The organism is Stappia stellulata, from assembly GCF_020176715.1.
In the GTDB taxonomy this organism is placed as follows: domain Bacteria; phylum Pseudomonadota; class Alphaproteobacteria; order Rhizobiales; family Stappiaceae; genus Stappia.
This window is the reverse complement of sequence record NZ_JAIVMF010000005.1, coordinates 229,207-245,705: the sequence shown is the minus strand read 5'-3', so window position 1 is coordinate 245,705 and position 16,499 is coordinate 229,207. Positions and strand designations below refer to the sequence as shown.

Sequence of the window (16,499 nt, the reverse complement as noted above, 5' to 3'; positions counted from 1 at the left end):
AAGTCGCCGAACTGCTTCGTGATCGCCGCCGTAAGCGTCGTCTTGCCATGGTCGACGTGGCCGATCGTGCCAATGTTCACGTGCGGCTTCGTCCGCTCAAACTTTGCTTTCGCCATCGGCGTCGCTCTCTGTCCAACTTGCGGTTAAGTTCATCAAACACGGTGAAGAGCCGACCGCCACGCGGCGGCGGATACTCGGAGCGGGAAAACGTTTTCCGTGCCGCCGTCCGGGCCTTTCGGCCGGGCGCTCTGAAGTGGAGCGGGTGAAGGGAATCGAACCCTCGTCGTCAGCTTGGAAGGCTGCTGCTCTACCATTGAGCTACACCCGCCGCCGGCCGGGGGATGGTGGAGGAGGTTGGATTTGAACCAACGTAGGCTAAGCCAACGGATTTACAGTCCGTCCCCTTTAACCACTCGGGCACTCCTCCGTTTCACCTTCCCCGTCGCCGAAGCGCCTTGGATGGCTTCACGAAAACGCCCTGCGAAACAATCGCGAGGCCGCTCCCGTGGCGCGTGTTATGCAGAACGGGGTGGGGGGTGTCAACGCCCATTTGACGGTCATCGCCACAAAATCACCGCCCCGTCCCCAGGCGCTTTCCTCTTGCCGCCCGCACGCGCCCGCTATAAGCGCTGATGCGATGACACGCGCACCCAAATCCTTTTCCCCAGGACGTCACCGCCGGGCCAGGCAGCCGGGCGGTGCGGCACCCGAGGGGCCGCTGCGGCTTTACGGTCTTCACACGATCGAGGCCGCCTTCGCCAACCCCGAGCGGCGGCGGCTCAAGCTCTATGCCACCGAGAACGCGCTGCGACGCCTCACCGAGCGCGACATCACCATCGACGTTCCCGTCGAGACGACCTCGCCGAAGAAACTCGACCAGATGGTCGGCCGCGATGCCGTTCACCAGGGCGCCGTTCTGGAAGCCGAGCCCCTGCCCGCATTCGGCGTGCGCGATCTTGGCCGCGCCCGCCTCGTGCTGGCGCTCGACCAGGTGACCGATCCGCATAATGTCGGCGCGATCCTGCGCTCCGCCGTGGCGCTTGGCGCCGATGCGGTGGTGACCACCGAACGGCACGCGCCGGAGGAAGGTCCCGTGCTTGCCAAGTCCGCGTCCGGCGCGCTCGACATGATTCGCCACGTCCGCGTGAAGAATATGGCGCGCTTTGTCACCGAGATGCGCGACAGCGGCTTTCGCGCCATCGCGCTCGACAGCGAAGGCCCGGCCCGGCTCGAGGAAACGCCAACCGGCGACAGGGTGCTTCTCGTTCTCGGCTCCGAGGGCAAGGGCGTGCGTCAGGGCGTGCGGGAAAACTGCGACGCGCTCGCCCGCCTCGACATGCCCGGCAAGATCGCCTCGCTGAATGTCTCCAATGCCGCGGTGCTGGCGCTTTACATCATCCGCGAAAGCCTGGAAGGCCGGGGCCGCGCGCAGTAGGATCGCATTCGGCGTCCATCGCCCAGCCCGGCTTTCCCCATGCCGGATACGGGAACGGGCGATGGACGCAAAACGGGATGCACAGGCGAAAATCCTGTGCTAGAAGCGCCTCGCTTGGCCGGTATAGCTCAGTTGGTAGAGCACCTGATTTGTAATCAGGGGGTCGCGGGTTCGAATCCTGCTGCCGGCACCACCCCCTTCTCTGTCGGATCCGGAGACACGTCTTGATGCGCTCCGCAGTCGCTTCGGTGCCTGACGCGCTGCTGGTGCTGCGCCACCCCTCACGCTTTCGTGAAGTCTTCCTGCTTGAGCGCGCCTCAATCAACGCCGACAGTTTCGCGTGGCCACCTACGTGCCGCGACCGAGGGAGATCTCATATGCTGAAGACCTGCATGCGCGGACTTGCGTTCGCCCTACCGCTTTTCCTGGCGAGCAACCTTGCCATGGCGGACCCCGTGGAAACCCGCCAGAACCTGATGAAACAGGTGGGCGCCGCCACCGGTACGCTGGGCAAGATGCTTAAGGGCGAGACCGAATACGACGCCGAACTGGCCGCAATGTCGATGCGCGTCCTCTTCACCACACCCTCCGGCTTCATCACGATGTTCCCGGAAGGCAGCACGACCGGCGAGACCGAAGCCGCGCCGAAGATCTGGGAAGACAAGGCCGGCTTCGACAAGATCGCCATGGATATGCAGAACGCGGCCCTTGCGGCGCTGCCGGCGGCCGGTGGCGGACTGGAACAGCTGAAAGGCGCCTTCGGCTCGGTTGCCCAGAACTGCAAGGCCTGCCACGAGACCTACCGCGTCAAAAAGAACTGAGCGCCGCCGCGCCCGCTCCTACCAGACCTGACCGGGGCGCCGGCCGCTCAGCCGCCGGCCCCCGCCTGTCCGCAGCCGAAATCCCAACCGACATCCGGAGTGCCCGATGGTCCGCCGAAAAACCCTCCTGCGCCTCGCCGGTGTTCTTGTCGTGGTGGCGGCAGGCGCGCTTTACGCGACCCGGCCGGAGCGCGTCGCCGCCGTTCCCGAGCGCGCGCCGGATCTCGCCAACGGCGAGGCCGTGTTCTGGGCCGGCGGCTGCGCCTCCTGCCATGCCGCGCCGGGGGCTAGCGGCGATGCCAAGCTCGTCATGTCCGGCGGACTGGGCCTGAAGACGCCCTTCGGCACCTTCAACGTCCCCAATATCTCCTCCTCCGCAGACCACGGCATCGGCGGCTGGACGACGGAAGAGTTCCTGACCGCGATGGTCGAGGGCACGAGCCCGGACGGGCGTCACTACTATCCGGCCTTTCCCTATACCTCTTACCGGCACATGACGGCCGAGGACCTCATCGACCTGAAGGGCTTTCTCGACACGCTGCCGGCGAGCGACACCACGGTCGCGGGCCATGATCTGGCGCTTCCCTATGCCTTCCGACCGGCGCTCGGTTTCTGGAAGCTTCTCTATCTCGATGCCGAACGCCCGCAGCCGCCGCAATCGGCCGACGACACGGTGAAACGCGGCGCCTATCTCGTCTCCGGCGCTGGCCATTGCGCCGAATGCCACACGCCGCGCGATGCGCTCGGCGGCCTCGACATGTCCAGGTGGCTCGCCGGCGGCCCGGATCCGGAAGGCGGCGACGGCGTCATTCCCGACATCACCCAGTCCCCGACGGGGATCGCCGGCTGGTCGGCCACCGACATCGCCTACTACCTGGAGAGCGGCTTCACCCCGGATTACGATTCCGTCGGTGGCAGCATGACCTCCGTTCAGGAGAACTGGGCAAAGGTGCCAGCCGCCGACCGTGAGGCCGTCGCGGCCTATCTTAAGACGCTGACGCCCGGCGAGTGATCAGCCACCTGGCGGAACAGCCCCCTGCCCGGTCTGCGTGCGGATCCAGTCGAGAAAACTGTCGCGCCCGGCGGCAACGTCGACGACGATCACCGCCGGCTCGTCGAACGGGTGACACGCGGCGATCCTTGCCATCGCCTCTTCGACCCGGGCCTCGGTCGTCTTGGCGAGAAAAACGACTTCCTCGCCCTCTTCCACCTTGCCTTCCCAGCAATAGAGCGACCGCATGCCAGGCCACATGTTCACGCAGGCGGCAAGGCCGGCGCCGACGATCTCGCGGGCCGCCGCCGTCGCGCTCGCGCTGTCGGGAAACGTGGAATAGATCAGTCGGATGTCGGAGCAACTCTGCATCGCAAGATCAACTCCCAATTCCGGGTTTCGCATGCTAGATCGGTGTCATGGATCAGCCGATGCACCCTATCGAGAAACTGGCGTTCATCTCAAGCGAGACCGGCGAGGCGGAAGACGCCCGTCAGGCGCTCGAACGCCGCTATGGCGCGCATGACCCGAAGAAGGCCGACGTGATCGTCGCGCTCGGCGGCGACGGGCTGATGCTGCAGACGCTCCATCGCTTCATGAACACCGGCAAGCCGATCTACGGCCTCAACCGCGGCTCGGTCGGCTTCCTGATGAACGAATTCGGCGAGGAAAACCTGCTGGAGCGCATTCGCAAGGCCGTCGTCAGCCGGATCCACCCGCTGGTGATGGAGGCGACCGACGCGCTCGGGCATATCCATTCCGCGCTTGCCATCAACGAGGTGTCGCTGCTGCGCCAGACCCATCAGGCGGCCAAGCTCCGAATCTCGGTGGACGAGCGCGTGCGCATGGAAGAGCTGGTGTGCGACGGCGTTCTCATCGCCACCCCGGCCGGCAGCACGGCCTACAATCTCTCCGCCCACGGGCCGATCCTGCCGATCGACACCCAGCTGCTGGCGCTGACCCCGATCAGCGCCTTCCGGCCGCGCCGCTGGCGCGGCGCGCTGCTGCCCAACAGCGTCAGCGTTCGCATCACCGTGCTGGAAACCGCCAAGCGCCCGGTCTCAGCGGCTGCCGACTACACCGAAATCCGCAACGTGACGGAAGTCCGGGTGCGCGAGGAAAAAAACTCGAGCTCGCTCGCGCTCTTCGATGCCGACCACAATTGGGACGAGCGGATCCTCTCCGAGATGTTCCGCTACTGACGTCGGCAGGGCCCGGACCGCGTCCCGCATCGCCCCGCCGGGTCTGGCGCGCGAGCTTGCACACTTTCGCAAGGTTTCGCGATCACGATGGGTTTGGGTTGCCGGGCCTGCCCGATCTGGCGCTCCTGCCGTTACGGCGTCCCCACGTTCGGGCCTCTCTGCGTCGTGCATCCATGGCCATTCCGCACCTCGATCTGAGCAGCCTTCGCGTTCTTGTGGCGGAGGACAATCCCCACATGCGCAGCATCTTGCGCATGCTGCTGACCGGCTATGGCATCCGGCGGATCTTCGAGGCGGAGGACGGCGCCAGCGCGCTGGAAATGATCGGCTCGCGCGACCCGGACCTGCTCCTGGTGGACTGGATGATGCCGATCCTCGACGGCGCGGATCTGACGCGCATCGTGCGCCGCTCGCCGGAACCGAACTGCTACGTGCCGATCATCGCCGTCACCGCCCACACGCAAAGGCAGCGGGTGATCGCGGCCCGCGACTGCGGCGTGACGGAGGTAATGTGCAAACCCGTCTCCGCACGCGGCCTCTATCTGCGAATCGCCAATTGCGTGCTCAACCAGCGGGATTTCGTGCGCACGAAAGGCTATTTCGGGCCGGACCGTCGCCGCTTCCAGAGCCCGACCTTCCTCGGGGCAGAACGCCGCGGCGTAAGGCGAGACGACGGATATACTCTGGACGGCCCGGGGGAAGTCGACCAAAGTCACTCTGAGACAAACACGCGCGACTCGATGATATCGTGACGAGCCCCAAAGGATAGCGCCGTGGTTTGCGCATGACCCATGCCGAACAGGCGCTGCGCACAGTTGCGAACCGGCCCCGCGCTCAAGGAACAGGACAATGGCCAGCGATCCGACCAAGTCAAATGACGGCTATGAAGTGGTGAAGCCGCCGCGCGACCTGCGGTCGAAGGTGCGGGTGATGAGCGAGCGCGAGGCCGCGCGGTTCGACCCTGTGAAGTCGGCGGAAGCCGCCCTTGAGCGGCTCTCGGCGGATTTCGACAGCTGGATGGCCAATGAGGCTGCCACCCTCGGCGCGGCCTGGGCCGAGATCCAGGCCAACGGCATGACCGAGGAAAACGGCGCAACCCTGTTTCGTGCCGCCCATGACATCAAGGGCCAGGCGAGCACGCTCGGCTATCCGCTGGTCGGGGCGGTCGCCGGCAGCCTGTGTCACCTGATCGAACATGTTCCGACGGAAAGCCTGCCGGCGAAACTGGTGGCACAGCATGTCGATGCCGTGCGCGCCATGGTCGCGGAAACCGCGCAGAAGGAAGAAAACCCGACCGCCCGCGCGCTGGTCGACCGTCTCACCGAGGTGACGGAGGATTTCGTCGCGCGCACCGCGCCGCCGGCCGATCAGGGCCAGACCTGAGCGGCGACCGCGTCAGGCCGCCAGCGTGCGTTCCATATAGGCCCGCGCCGATTCGCGGGCGATTTCGGCCGAGAACCTGCGCAGCATCACCACCAGATCATCGGCTTCGACGCCGTCGGTGCCCTGATAGCGGTCGAGCACCAGCCCCACCACCCGACGCGCCAGCACCACATTGCCGCCGCAGCTCACCGCATGACCGGCCTCGCGCGAGATCTCCCGCCACACCGTGACGGCAACGCAAAACAGCGGATGGGTGCGCGCGGGAAGTTCGGCCCGCGACAGCAGCGCCCGCAGCGCCAGCATGCGACCGCCCTGCACCACCGAGGCGACCCGGCCGAGACCAAGCCCGGAGAGGCGCGCCAGCCCGGCCTCGAACAGGCCGGTATTGCCGGTGCAAACGGCGCGAAGCAGCAGGCCGGCCGTCAACTGGCCGCTGGTCAGCAGATGTTCGACAAGCGCCTGCGTCTCGCCGACGTCGGCCGTATTGGCAAGCGAGACGGTCGCCCGTTCGCGGGCCTCGAGTACGACGGAGCGCGCGCGCTCCTCGCGCAAGCCGAGGCGCACGAGCGGGTGATCGCTCAACAGATCCCCGACCTGCTTCAACAGCATCTGGCGGATCTCGATCGGCGTGTCGCCGCGGCGCATCAGCGCCTCACGGAATTCAGGGGTGTCGCCATGGCGCTCGACCATGCGGGCCTGGCTGAATTTCGGGATCTCCGCCTCGTGATTTTCGGCAAGGGCCAGACAGGCGGACAGCGAGCCGACCTCGGCGATCGCAGCCGCCACCGATACCGAAATATCGTACCGGCGGGCGACCGCAGCCGGCAACGGATCCGCAAAGCCGGCAACGGCGTCGACAAGTTCCGCGTCCAGCAGCACGGGGGAATATGTCAGGACCGGCTCCGCAATCTGCGGAAGATCCGAAACGAGCGCCAGAATCACCTCGCGCGGGGCATCGGGGCTGCGCGCCAGCGCCTCGGCCAACGCCCGGCGCACGGTCGGGCTCGGGTCGTCGAGCAGGATCATCATCGCCGCTTCGGCCGCGTCCCGGTCATCGTCCGACAGGTCCGAATAAAGATAGGCCCGCGCCAGCGCGCTGGTCGCATCCGCGCGGCGCTCCGTCGGCGCGTCGGTCATCCATCGCAGAAACTGTTGAACGATCATCGTGCGGCATCCCCAAAGGCGGCTGCAAACTCATCAGGATCAGCAGTTTGCGCGATAAACCTTTAAGGCTTCGTTCACCATGATCGCACCTTTGCCGGCAAGGGCTCTCCGGTGGGCCAAACGAAAACAAGCGGCGCAAGGCGCCGCGCAGGCTGCTGACAAAGGTGGAGTTGCTCCAGGCGTCATACCGGGCAAGCGGAAGCGCGACCCGGTATCGGAGAGCCAAAAACCTATCCGTTTTTAGGAGTTGCCAGCGGCCGGGTCCCTGCCTCACCGATCCCGGATCGCAGCTCTCGCTGCGTCCGGGAGGACGCCACTCGAGGCTTTGTCATCATCCTGAAAACGCGGCGCATGGCACCGCGTGCCGAAACCCTCTCGCAAGGCCAGTCCGTCAGACCGGCGGCAGGAGTTCCTTCTGGGCGAAGCTCGGCCGGTAGTTGAGAAAGCCGGTGAGATCCATGGGCTTGCCCAGCTCCAGCGAAGCCGTGGCCGTCGTCTCGAGCTGCGCGAGAACCCGGGAGCGACGCTGGCTGTAGGCATCCTCGCCGGACGTCTGGCGCGCGGCGGCGCGTTGCACGGCCTCCTGCTGGCCCACCTCCTGTGCGGCAAAGGCCGACAGGAAGGTGTTGTCGAAAGAGGCGCGTTTCGCCTCCACCCCATTGCGGAACAGCGCATGGAACGGAGAGGAAATGTCGTTGGTCGCCGACCAGGCGGTGAGGACACGGCTCGTCGGGTCTCCGATCGTCAGCTCGCCGCCGGGCAAGGGAGTGGCCGTCGTTGCGCCATCCACGGCGGCGAGGGTCACCGGGTTGCCGGCCAGTTGCGGCTTGGCATTCGGCAAGACTGCGACCATCGTCGTTCCGAGACCGGGGATGGTCGGCGTCGGACCGCCATGCTTGGCCACCAGATTGGCGTAGACCTCGGCGACCGTGCGTGCGCCGCCCTTGTCGTAGAAGATCGGCTTGTTGGCGCGGGCCTGTTTGGAAAACACCCTGTCGGCGGCGAGCGTCGGCTGCGTTTCCGCAAGACGAATCAGCTTGTTGGCCCCGCCCGCCCCGAGGAAATGCGCAATATAGAGTTCGCCCTCGTTCGGCTGCCGGCCGAGCTTGCGCGTCAGATAGTCGGCATTCTTCTGGGTCAGCTCGCCCGCCATCATCGAGGCGATTTCCGCATTGTCGCGCAGGGCCAGGATCTCGCGCCGCATTGCCGGATCGGCGACCTTGTAGCGGCCGCCGGGCGAGCGTTCGATCTGATCGGCATATTTGCCGAGCCTGTGCTTGTGGCCGGACTGCTTCATCGTTTCCAGCCAGGTGCTTTCGATAAACTGGAACAGGCCGGAGGCGCTGGAGGTCCGCGCCTTGGCATCCTCATCGAAATTCGATTCCCGCTGCGCCGTCTTCACCAGATACTCGAAGGAGGCGCCGGTGGTCGTGCTCGCGGACTGAAATGCTTGCTCGATCCTGGAGGCGATCGAGGACGGGTCGCCGACTTTCATGCTCCGCACTCCTGGGTACGCATGTCTTAGGATTTGGTTAAGAGTCGGAGGCAAGTGGTTAACGAGTCGTTAATGCCTCTTAACGCCTGTTGCGCCTTGGGTTTTGCGTGGGTATGCGGGAAAGGCGATTCGCATAATCTGAAAGCATCGCGCAAATTGCACCGCATTCGCGTGCAATTCCAAAGGGGGAGGATTCCATGCCGGGACTGCATTTTGAGGAGTTCGAGATCGGGCACGTCTTTCATCACACGCTCACCCGCACGGTGACGGAGATGGACAACATGCTGTTCTCCAACATGACGCTGAACCCGCAGCCGCTGCACATCGACCGGCATTTCTGCGAAACCCAGACGGAGTGGGGTCAGCCGCTGGTCAACAGCCTGTTCACCCTCGGCCTGCTCATCGGCATTTCGGTGAATGACACCACCGTTGGCACCACCATCGCCAACCTCGGCATGAGCGACGTGAAGTTTCCCCACCCGCTGTTTCAGGGCGACAGCGTCCACTGCACCACGGAAGTCATCACCAAGCGCGAATCCCGCTCGCGTCCGGACGCCGGCATCGTCGAGTTCGAGCACAAGGCCTTCAATCAGCACGACGTGCTGGTCGCCGTCTGCCGCCGTCAGGCCTTCATGAAAAAGCGCAACGGAGGCGCCTGATCCATGCGCTCCCTCCTGTTCGTGCCGGCCGACAGCGAGCGCAAGCTGGCCAAGGGTCTCGACAGCGGCGCCGACGTTCTCCTCATCGATCTTGAGGATTCCGTCGCGCTCGACGCCAAGGAAAATGCCCGCGCCGTCGCGGCCCGGTTTCTGGCCGAGGCACGGGAGCGCAGCGAGCGCCCGCGCCTCTATGTCCGCGTCAACGCCCTCGACACCGGCGAGACCGACGCCGACCTCGCAGCAGTCATGCCGGCCGCCCCCGAAGGCATCATGCTTCCGAAGTCGATCTCGGGAGCAAGCGTGCAACAGTTGGACGCAAAGCTTGCCGTCCACGAGGCGCAGAACGACCTGCCCGACGGGTCGACGCGGATCGTGATCGTCGCGACCGAAACCGCCGCCTCGCTGTTCAACCTCGGCAGCTACGCCGGCGCCAGCGCGCGGCTCGACGGGCTGTCCTGGGGCGCGGAGGATCTTTCCGCCGACATCGGCGCGCTTGGAAACCGCGACGCATCGGGCGGCTTCACCGAGCCTTTCCGCATGGCGCGCAATCTGTGCCTGTTCGGCGCGGTTGCCGCTAGCGCCATTCCCATCGACACGGTCTTCACCAACTTCCGCGATCTCGACGGCCTGCGGCGGGAAGCGGAAGACGCGCTGCGCGACGGATTCACCGCCAAGATGGTGATCCATCCGGCGCAGGTTCCCGTCATCAACGAGGTCTTCACGCCGTCCGCGGACGCCATTGCCGACGCGCGCCGCATCGTCGACGCCTTCGCCGCTGCCGGCGATCCGGGCGTGGTCGGGCTGGACGGAGAAATGCTCGACCGGCCGCATCTGAGGCGGGCGGAAAAGCTGCTCGCCCGCGCGCGCGCCGCCGGACTTTCGACCGCCTGAACGGACCATCCGAAATGACCGCCCGCACGGCAAGGACAGGACATCCCCCGCCCTTGCCGAAAGGGTGGCTCAGTCGGCGGCCGGCCGCGTCATCTGGAACACGCTGTCGACGACGGCGTAGTCCATATATCCCAGCCGCGACAGCGGCCGCGCCAGGGTGACGTCGAACAGCCCGTCGACCAGCACCGAGCGGTCGATGTGCACCGCGACCACCTGGCCGAGCACGATCCAATTGTCGGCGGGCGTGCCATCGAGGCCGACCGGGCGGATGGTCTGCAGGTGCCGGCACTCGAAGGCGGCCTTGGCCTCGCCGACGCGCGGCGCGGCAACCAGATCCGACGCCACCGGCGTGAGGCCCGCCTTGTCGAATTCCGAAACGCCATGCGCATAGGGCGCCGACGTCCGGTTCATGGCGTCCTTCAGGTCCTCGGTCGCCAGATTGAAGACGAAATCGCCCGACGCCTCGACATTGGCCACCGTGTCCTTGAAGCCGCTGGAGGAAAACAGCACCATCGGCGGCGTGTCGCAAACCGCATTGAAGAAGCTGTAGGGCGCGAGATTGAAGGCGCCGTCCTGCCCCACGGTCGAGATCCAGCCGACGGGACGCGGCGCGACGATCGCCTTGAAGGGATTGTGCGGCAGGCCGTGACCCTCGGCGATCGTGTAGGAATAATGGGTCATTGCGGGGTCCATTCGCTGATCAGGCTGTCGAGATCCGGGCGGGCGCGCTCCGCCGGCACCGTCGTCGGGGTTCCGATGTGCACGAAGCCCGCGACGCGCTCCGCATCCGACAGCCCGAGCACCGCGCCAACCTCGTCGTCGAAGGCCATCCATTCGGTCAGCCACTGCGCGGCATAGCCGCTGGCATGGGCCGCGTGAACCAGGTTCATGCAGACCGCACCGACGCAGAGCTGCTGCTCCCACACCGGGATCTTGGGATGGACGGCGGCACGGCTGACCACCGCCACCACCAGCGGCGCGCGCGAAAACCGCGTCGCCTCCTGCTCGCGGCGCGTGTCGTCGAGGCTCTCGCCCCGCGCTTCCAGCATCTTCACCAGCCTTTCGCCCAGCGCGTCGCGGGCGTCGCCGCGCACCAGGATGAACCGCCAGGGCACGAGCTTGCCGTGGTCCGGCACGCGCGAGGCCGCTTCCAGGATCGTCTGCAGGGCCGCGCCCTGCGGCGCGGGCTCCGCCAGGCTGGCGGCCGGGTGCGAGCGGCGCTTGCGCAAATGGCCGAGCACGTCGAAGGGTTCCAGTGTCATGAGCGTCCTTCCGGGCAGGAATTCGAACGAATGGGGAGAGCTCTTCGCGCGTCCGTCGCGGGCGCGGCAAGGCTCCTGTCCCCGCAACAGGTAGCTGCCTTTTCCCCGCTGTCAATTATGCGAGCGCGCCGAAACCGCAAAGGACCTCCGGGCGGACCCGCCTCGACTTGAAATCGCCCCAGTTTTGGGGAAGGAACTAGGGCAGGATCAAACTCGACCGAGCGGGACGAATCGAACGACATGCATGTCTTGACGAAATTCCTTGCGGGCTTGGCACTCGTGGCGGGCCTCGCCACGTCCGCCGTCGCCCAGGAGGTGGTCGTGCCGCCGCCCAAGCCCGACGCGCTCGGCGCCCCCGGCGGGCCCGATGACGGCCGCGCGGTTTTGGACGATCCGGCGCCGCTCGACGGCCTTGCAGCCCCCGCCCCGATCCAGGGAGCGATTGCCCCCGCCGTTTCCTACGCACCGGCCATCACCCCGGACACGGGCATGCCGGGCCTGTCCGGGGTCAGCCCGGTCTATCTCGTCGCCCGCCTGAGCGAGGACAGTCCGTCCCTGACCCGGGGCGTGTCCTGGCGCGTCTATGCCGATGCGCCCGGCGACGACGGCCAGCTTGAACTGGTCGCCACCGCGACCGGGGGCGATGCGGACTTCCGCCTCGAGCCGGGAACCTATCTGGTGCATACGGCGTTCGGCTTTGCCGGGCGCACCAGCCGCATTGCCGTCGACAACGGCGTGACAAGCCAGACGGTGCTGCTCAATGCCGGCGGCATGAAGCTCGACGCCCAGTTCAGCGGCCACATGCCGATCACCACCGGCCGGGTCCGTTTCGACATTTACGAGCGCGAATTCAACAGTCGCGGCGAGCGCAAGCTGGTCGCCGGCAACATCGCACCCGGCGAGGTCGTGCGCCTCAACGCCGACACCTATCACGTGGTCAGCCGCTACGGCGGGGTCAACGCGATCGTGCGGGCCGACATCCACGTCGAACCGGGCAAGCTCACCGAGGCGACCGTCTACCACAATGCGGCGCGCGTCACGCTGAAGCTGGTCAACCAGCGCGGCGGCGAAGCGCTCGCCAGCACCGCCTGGAGCGTGCTCACGCCGGGCGGCGACGTGGTGGCGGAAGGCAACGGCGCCTTCCCGGCCTTCACCCTCGCATCGGGTGAATACCAGGTGATCGCGCGCAATGCGGACAAGCTCTATTCGCGCAATTTCGTAGTGAAGACGGCCGAGCACGGCGAGGTCGAGGTGCTGACCAGCAGCGTCATGCAAAACTGAGCAAGCCGCCCGTCGCGCACGCTTTGACACCGGCAACCCCCTATCGAGCGAAAAAGCCTCGAAACGGGCGTCCTTCCGGACGCAGCGTGAGCTGCGATCCGAGATCGGTGAGGCACGGTCTCGTGCCGGGCACCTCATTCGAAAAGAAGCTCTCGGGCTCCCCGATACCGGGTCGCGCGTTCGCTTGCCCGGTATGATGCGGGAAAGCACTCGCCCCCTTCGTCACTGGGGTGACCCCGGCGGCGTTGCCAACAGGCCGCCGTCGCCGAGATCCGCTCAGTCTTACTCCGCGTCCCGGCGCAGGTCCGGGGCGATCGCCTCGTCGACCAGCGAGGACACCGCCTCGTCGAGACCCATGGCGGTCTGGTGCTTGGAGCCGAGGCGGCGGATGTTTACCGTGCGCTCCTCCGCCTCGCGCTTGCCGCAGACGACGATCACCGGCGTCTTCGCCAGCGAATGCTCGCGGACCTTGTAGTTGATCTTCTCGTTGCGCAGATCGATCTCGGCGCGCAGGCCGGCCTTCTTCATCGCGGCGAGAACCTCGCGGGCATAGTCGTCGGCGTCCGAGGTGATCGTGGTGACGACCACCTGCTGCGGCGCCAGCCACAGCGGGAAATGTCCGGCGTAGTTCTCGATGAGAATGCCAAGGAAGCGTTCCATCGATCCGCAGATCGCGCGGTGCACCATCACCGGGGTCTTCTTCTCGCCGTTGGCGTCGACGTAGAAGGCGCCGAAGCGCTCCGGCAGGTTGAAGTCGACCTGCGTGGTGCCGCACTGCCATTCGCGGCCGATGGCGTCGCGCAGGGTGTATTCGAACTTCGGACCGTAGAAGGCGCCCTCGCCTTCCAGGATGCCGGTCTTGATGCGCCCGCCGGACTGCGCCTCGATGGTCTTCAAGACCTTGCCCATCACCGCTTCGGCATGGTCCCAGGAGGCATCGGAGCCGACACGCTTTTCCGGCCGGGTGGAAAGCTTGACGACGATCTCGTCGAAGCCGAAATCGGCATAGGTCGACAGGATCAGCTCGTTGATCTTGAGGCACTCCTCGGCAAGCTGCTCCTCGGTGCAGAACACATGGGCATCGTCCTGGGTGAAGCCGCGCACGCGCATCAGCCCGTGCATCGCGCCCGACGGCTCGTAGCGATGCACCGCGCCGAATTCGGCCAGACGCAGCGGCAGGTCGCGGTAGCTCTTCAGCCCGTGCTTGAAGATCTGCACGTGACCCGGGCAGTTCATCGGCTTCAGCGCAAAGAGGCGCGTGTCCTCGGCTTCCGGATCGGCACATTGCACGGAAAACATGTTTTCCTTGTACCAGCCCCAGTGACCGGAGGTCTCCCACAGCGAGGTGTCAAGGATCTGCGGCGCGTTGACCTCGTCATAGTCTTCCGCCAGCCGGCGGCGCATGTAGGACACGAGGCTCTGGAACAGGCTCCAGCCCTTGGCGTGCCAGAAGACGACGCCCGGCCCCTCTTCCTGGAAATGGAACAGGTCCATCTCGCGGCCGAGCTTGCGGTGGTCGCGCTTCTCCGCCTCCTCCAGCATGTGGAGATAGGCCTTCAGCTCCGCCTCATTCGCCCAGGCGGTGCCGTAGATGCGGGTCAGCATCTCGTTGTCGCTGTCGCCGCGCCAATAGGCGCCGGCCACCTTCATCAGCTTGAAGGCGTCGCCGATCTGCTTGGTCGAGGCCATATGCGGCCCACGGCAGAGATCGAGCCAGTCGCCCTGCTTGTAGATCTTGACGTCCTCGCCCTCGGGGATCGCGTCGAGCAGTTCCACCTTGTAGGTCTCGCCCTTCGACAGGAAGTGGCGCTTGGCCTCCTCGCGCGACCACACTTCCTTGGTGAAGGCATCGCCGCGCTGGATGATCTCGCGCATCTTCTTCTCGATGACCGGCAGGTCGTCGGGGGTGAACGGCTCGTCGCGCTTGAAGTCGTAGTAGAAGCCGTTCTCGATCACCGGACCGATGGTGACCTGCGTTCCCGGCCACAGCTCCTGCACGGCCTCGGCCATCACATGGGCCGCGTCGTGGCGGATCAGTTCCAGCGCGCGCGGGTCGTCGCGCGTCACGATCTCCAGCTTCGCGTCAGAGCGGATCGGCTCAGACAGGTCGGCGAGCGTTCCGTCGATGGCAACCGCGACCGCCTTCTTGGCAAGCGACTTGGAAATGCCGGCGGCGATCTCCGCGCCGGTGACGCCTGGCTCGAACGCGCGAACGGAATTGTCGGGAAAGGTCAGGTCGATCATGTGTCTCTCCGGCTCACTCCTGCAAACGCGGCAGGTAAGCATGGGCTTCAGGGGCTGAGGCGCCCCCGCTTTCTGGGGTGACGGCGTCGGTCGCGCAAGATCGCGCAAGCGCCGGCGCGCCCCTGATATGGGATTTGCGCCTTTGGGGCAACAGTGAGCCGGACGGGAGGGCGCGAGCGTGCTCGCTACTGCCCCTTCTGCCGCGCCCCTACCGCGCCTCGATGCGGCGCACGAACCAGCGCACCAGCCGTTCCCACACCGCGTCTTTTTCCGCGGAATCCTCGACCCCGTGGTCGAGGTTGGGATTGTCGTTGACCTCGATCACCACGACGCGGTCGCCGAAGGATTTCAGATCGACGCCATAGAAGCCGTCGCCGATGAGGCGGGCGGCGCGCACCGCCGTCTCCACCACCGCCGGCGGCGTTTCGGCCAACGACACGGAGCGGAAGCTGCCCTCCTTGGCCTGCTTGCCGTCCTCGTGCTTGACGATCTGCCAGTGCTTCTTCGCCATCAGATACTGCACCGAGAACAAAGGCTCGCCGTCGAGCACGCCGATGCGCCAGTCGAATTCCGTCGGGCAATATTCCTGGGCGATGATGATGTCGCTGTCGTCGAGCAGCAGTTTCAGCTTTTCCGCGATCTCCGCCTCGCCCGAAACGCGAAAGACGCCCCGGCTGAAGGAACCGTCCGGGATCTTGAGGACCACCGGCGAGCCGAGCCGCTGTTCAAGGCCGGCCGCCTCCTTGACGCTGGAAAGGATCGCGGTGCGCGGCACGGGCACGCCGTGGCTTTCCATCAGTTCGGCCAGATAGACCTTGTTGGTGCAGCGGATCATGGAGACCGGATCGTCGATCACCGGCATGCGCTCCTGCGTCGCGCGGCGGGCGAAGCGATAGGTGTGATTGTCGATATTCGTCGTCTCGCGGATGAAGAGCGCGTCATGTTGCGCCAGCCGGTCGAGGTCGCCCTTGCCGATGGGCACGAGTTCCACCCCCTGGCGCGCGGCGACCTTGGCCATGTGGCGCAGCGACGCCTGGCTGGAGGGCGGCAGTTCGTCCTTCGGGTCCGACAGCACGGCGAGCGAATATTTCATCGGCACGCGCTGCTTCGGCGCGCGCCAGGCGCGATGGGTGTAGCGCTCCAGGCTCTCCATCATGAAGGCGCGGCGCTCCGCATCGAGATCGGAGATCGACACCGTGCGGATGCGGGCGATCGCCGACCAGTCGCCGGAGGTGCGCGTCACCTCCAGGATCGGCGCGCGGTACCAGTCGAACAGCAGACGCGCGAAGGGTTCCAGCGCGGCGACGCTGCTGTAGCCGAGGCACACGAGGATGCGCTCGCCGACGACATCCTTGTCCGCCTTGGCGAGACAGCGGTTGAGGCTGTCCTCCAGCTCGGGCAGCGCATGGCGGTAAAGCCCCTTGCGGGACAATTCGATCATCGTCTCGACGTTGGGCAGCACGCGGTGCTGGCGCGCCTCGGCCAGCAGCGAGGCGTAGTAGCCCGCGCCCTGATAGGCGTAGGAGCGCGACAGGTTGATGATATTGGGATGCGTGCCGGTAAAGAGCTTCGGCCGCATCAGGTAGTCGCGCACGCTCATCACCTTGTGCGGCGTGTCGGCGTTGGAGACATCCTTGGGATTGTCGACGAGTACGACCCATGTGGCCATGA

At 66.1% G+C, this 16,499-nt stretch carries 17 protein-coding genes and 3 tRNA genes; 10 read left to right on the top strand and 10 right to left on the bottom strand.

Annotated elements, in window-relative coordinates; all coding sequences use genetic code 11:
- The 3 genes from LC092_RS09220 to LC092_RS09210 all read right to left on the bottom strand — a co-directional run.
- Positions 1 to 116, bottom strand: a 116-nt coding sequence (locus LC092_RS09220) for a GTP-binding protein (protein WP_263625856.1), incomplete at its 3' end; no start/stop codon positions are given.
- 138 nt (positions 117 to 254) lie between these two features.
- A tRNA-Gly gene (locus LC092_RS09215) sits at positions 255 to 328 on the bottom strand.
- A 14-nt stretch (positions 329 to 342) separates the two neighbouring features.
- Positions 343 to 427: transfer RNA gene (locus LC092_RS09210), tRNA-Tyr, on the bottom strand.
- A gap of 210 nt (positions 428 to 637) precedes the next feature.
- On the opposite strand from LC092_RS09210, the gene LC092_RS09205 reads away from it, so the two are divergent.
- From LC092_RS09205 to LC092_RS09190, 4 genes are all read left to right on the top strand, one after another.
- Positions 638 to 1,435, top strand: coding sequence for a TrmH family RNA methyltransferase (locus tag LC092_RS09205; protein ID WP_224806218.1), 798 nt, complete (start codon positions 638 to 640; stop codon positions 1,433 to 1,435).
- 117 nt (positions 1,436 to 1,552) lie between these two features.
- Positions 1,553 to 1,628 (top strand) — tRNA-Thr (locus LC092_RS09200).
- Positions 1,629 to 1,812: 184 nt separating this feature from the next.
- Positions 1,813 to 2,256, top strand: coding sequence for a c-type cytochrome (locus LC092_RS09195; protein WP_224806217.1), 444 nt, complete (start codon positions 1,813 to 1,815; stop codon positions 2,254 to 2,256).
- Between the two features lie 106 nt (positions 2,257 to 2,362).
- Entirely contained in the window at positions 2,363 to 3,268 is a 906-nt protein-coding gene (locus tag LC092_RS09190) for a cytochrome c (protein ID WP_224806216.1), read from the top strand.
- On the opposite strand, the gene cutA is transcribed toward LC092_RS09190, so the two are convergent.
- Entirely contained in the window at positions 3,269 to 3,619 is a 351-nt protein-coding gene (cutA, locus tag LC092_RS09185; RefSeq protein WP_224806215.1) for a divalent-cation tolerance protein CutA, read from the bottom strand.
- A gap of 47 nt (positions 3,620 to 3,666) precedes the next feature.
- On the opposite strand from cutA, the gene LC092_RS09180 reads away from it, so the two are divergent.
- The 3 genes from LC092_RS09180 to LC092_RS09170 all read left to right on the top strand — a co-directional run bounded on the left by LC092_RS09180 (position 3,667) and on the right by LC092_RS09170 (position 5,832).
- Positions 3,667 to 4,449: an NAD kinase gene (locus LC092_RS09180; RefSeq protein ID WP_224806214.1), complete on the top strand. Its 783-nt coding sequence runs from the start codon at positions 3,667 to 3,669 to the stop codon at positions 4,447 to 4,449.
- Between the two features lie 173 nt (positions 4,450 to 4,622).
- Positions 4,623 to 5,201, top strand: coding sequence for a response regulator (locus LC092_RS09175; protein ID WP_224806213.1), 579 nt, complete (start codon positions 4,623 to 4,625; stop codon positions 5,199 to 5,201).
- A 97-nt stretch (positions 5,202 to 5,298) separates the two neighbouring features.
- Entirely contained in the window at positions 5,299 to 5,832 is a 534-nt protein-coding gene (locus LC092_RS09170; protein WP_224806212.1) for an Hpt domain-containing protein, read from the top strand.
- Positions 5,833 to 5,844: 12 nt separating this feature from the next.
- Here the strand turns inward: LC092_RS09170 and LC092_RS09165 are convergent, their stop codons facing one another.
- Together LC092_RS09165 and LC092_RS09160 are read right to left on the bottom strand one after the other, a co-directional pair.
- Positions 5,845 to 6,996, bottom strand: coding sequence for a DUF2336 domain-containing protein (locus LC092_RS09165; protein ID WP_224806211.1), 1,152 nt, complete (start codon positions 6,994 to 6,996; stop codon positions 5,845 to 5,847).
- Between the two features lie 391 nt (positions 6,997 to 7,387).
- Positions 7,388 to 8,491, bottom strand: a complete 1,104-nt coding sequence (locus tag LC092_RS09160; RefSeq protein WP_224806210.1) for a transglycosylase SLT domain-containing protein — start codon at positions 8,489 to 8,491, stop codon at positions 7,388 to 7,390.
- A gap of 197 nt (positions 8,492 to 8,688) precedes the next feature.
- On the opposite strand from LC092_RS09160, the gene LC092_RS09155 reads away from it, so the two are divergent.
- Both LC092_RS09155 and LC092_RS09150 read left to right on the top strand, forming a co-directional pair.
- Complete coding sequence (locus tag LC092_RS09155; protein WP_224806209.1) at positions 8,689 to 9,150, top strand: MaoC family dehydratase; 462 nt, start codon at positions 8,689 to 8,691, stop codon at positions 9,148 to 9,150.
- Positions 9,151 to 9,153: 3 nt separating this feature from the next.
- Complete coding sequence (locus LC092_RS09150) at positions 9,154 to 10,041, top strand: HpcH/HpaI aldolase/citrate lyase family protein (RefSeq protein ID WP_224806208.1); 888 nt, start codon at positions 9,154 to 9,156, stop codon at positions 10,039 to 10,041.
- Positions 10,042 to 10,110: 69 nt separating this feature from the next.
- Here the strand turns inward: LC092_RS09150 and LC092_RS09145 are convergent, their stop codons facing one another.
- Entirely contained in the window at positions 10,111 to 10,722 is a 612-nt protein-coding gene (locus tag LC092_RS09145; RefSeq protein WP_224806207.1) for a flavin reductase family protein, read from the bottom strand.
- Positions 10,719 to 11,303, bottom strand: a complete 585-nt coding sequence (locus LC092_RS09140) for a nitroreductase (protein ID WP_224806206.1) — start codon at positions 11,301 to 11,303, stop codon at positions 10,719 to 10,721. Before LC092_RS09140 ends, LC092_RS09145 begins: the two co-directional genes overlap by 4 nt.
- 249 nt (positions 11,304 to 11,552) lie before the next feature.
- On the opposite strand from LC092_RS09140, the gene LC092_RS09135 reads away from it, so the two are divergent.
- Positions 11,553 to 12,584 carry a hypothetical protein gene (locus LC092_RS09135; protein ID WP_224806205.1) on the top strand — a complete coding sequence of 344 codons (1,032 nt, stop codon included), beginning with the start codon at positions 11,553 to 11,555 and terminating at the stop codon, positions 12,582 to 12,584.
- Positions 12,585 to 12,866: 282 nt separating this feature from the next.
- On the opposite strand, the gene thrS is transcribed toward LC092_RS09135, so the two are convergent.
- Both thrS and LC092_RS09125 read right to left on the bottom strand, forming a co-directional pair.
- On the bottom strand, positions 12,867 to 14,828 hold the full coding sequence (gene thrS / locus LC092_RS09130) for a threonine--tRNA ligase (RefSeq protein ID WP_224806204.1): 1,962 nt from the start codon (positions 14,826 to 14,828) through the stop codon (positions 12,867 to 12,869).
- Between the two features lie 208 nt (positions 14,829 to 15,036).
- Entirely contained in the window at positions 15,037 to 16,497 is a 1,461-nt protein-coding gene (locus LC092_RS09125; protein WP_224806203.1) for a RimK family protein, read from the bottom strand.
- Positions 16,498 to 16,499: the final 2 nt, after the last annotated feature.